Source organism: Arthrobacter bambusae, assembly GCF_022606295.1.
Classification (GTDB): Bacteria; Actinomycetota; Actinomycetes; order Actinomycetales; family Micrococcaceae; genus Arthrobacter; species Arthrobacter bambusae_A.
This window is the reverse complement of record NZ_JAHHZS010000102.1, coordinates 1-1,118: the sequence shown is the minus strand read 5'-3', so window position 1 is coordinate 1,118 and position 1,118 is coordinate 1. Positions and strand designations below refer to the sequence as shown.

Below are 1,118 nucleotides of genomic sequence, written 5' to 3'. Positions count from 1 at the left end.
GGTGACGAGAAGCATTACATGGACTACACGGGTACGGGCAACTCGTTGAACGTGCGCAGTCCGCATTCGTTGCAGTTGCTGATGGATTCGCTGCGTTACTGGGTCACGGAAATGCATGTGGATGGTTTCCGTTTCGATCTGGCGTCCACGCTGGCCCGTGAGTTCTATGACGTGGACAAGCTGTCCACGTTCTTCGAACTCATCCAGCAGGATCCGGTGGTCTCCCAGGTCAAGCTGATCGCCGAGCCGTGGGACGTGGGTCCGGGCGGCTACCAGGTGGGCAACTTCCCGCCGCAGTGGACGGAATGGAACGGCAAGTACCGGGACACGGTGCGTGACTTCTGGCGCGGCGAGCCTTCGACCCTGGGCGAGTTCGCCTCGAGGTTGACGGGTTCGGCGGACCTTTACGAGCATTCCGGGCGGCGTCCGGTGGCCTCCATCAACTTCGTCACGGCCCACGACGGCTTCACCTTGGCTGACCTGGTGTCCTACAACGAGAAGCACAACGAGGCCAACGGCGAAGGCAACAACGACGGCGAATCGCACAACCGTTCCTGGAACTGCGGTGTCGAAGGGCCTACGGAGGATCCGAAGGTCCTGGGCCTGCGTGCCCGACAGCAGCGGAACTTCATCGCCTCCATGCTCTTGTCCCAGGGTGTTCCGATGCTGCTGCATGGTGACGAGCTCGGCCGGACGCAGCGGGGCAACAACAACGGTTACTGCCAGGACTCCGAGCTGACGTGGATCAACTGGGACAGCGTGGACCAGCCGCTGGTGGAGTTCACGGCCGCGGTCAGCGCCTTGCGCGCCAAGCATCCGACCTTCCGGCGCAGCCGCTTCTTCGACGGCAGGCCCGTGCACAGGAGCGAGGGAGAACCGCTTCCGGACATTGTCTGGCTTGACCCGGAGGGAGCCCTCATGCAGCCGGAGGACTGGGACAACGGTTTCGGACGCTCCGTAGGGGTGTTCCTCAACGGTGACGGGATCCGCGGCCGGGACAACCAAGGCCGGCGCATCACGGACGTCAACTTCCTGCTCTACTTCAACGCCCACGACGACGAAGTCGGCTTCAAGCTGCCCTCGGACGAATACGCACCGGCATGGGACATCATCATCGA

At 62.9% G+C, this 1,118-nt stretch carries 1 protein-coding gene; it reads left to right on the top strand.

The window, feature by feature from the left end; translation table 11 throughout:
- A partial coding sequence (locus KNN17_RS22285; protein WP_241711103.1) for a glycogen debranching protein occupies positions 1–1,118 on the top strand: 1,118 nt, incomplete at both ends.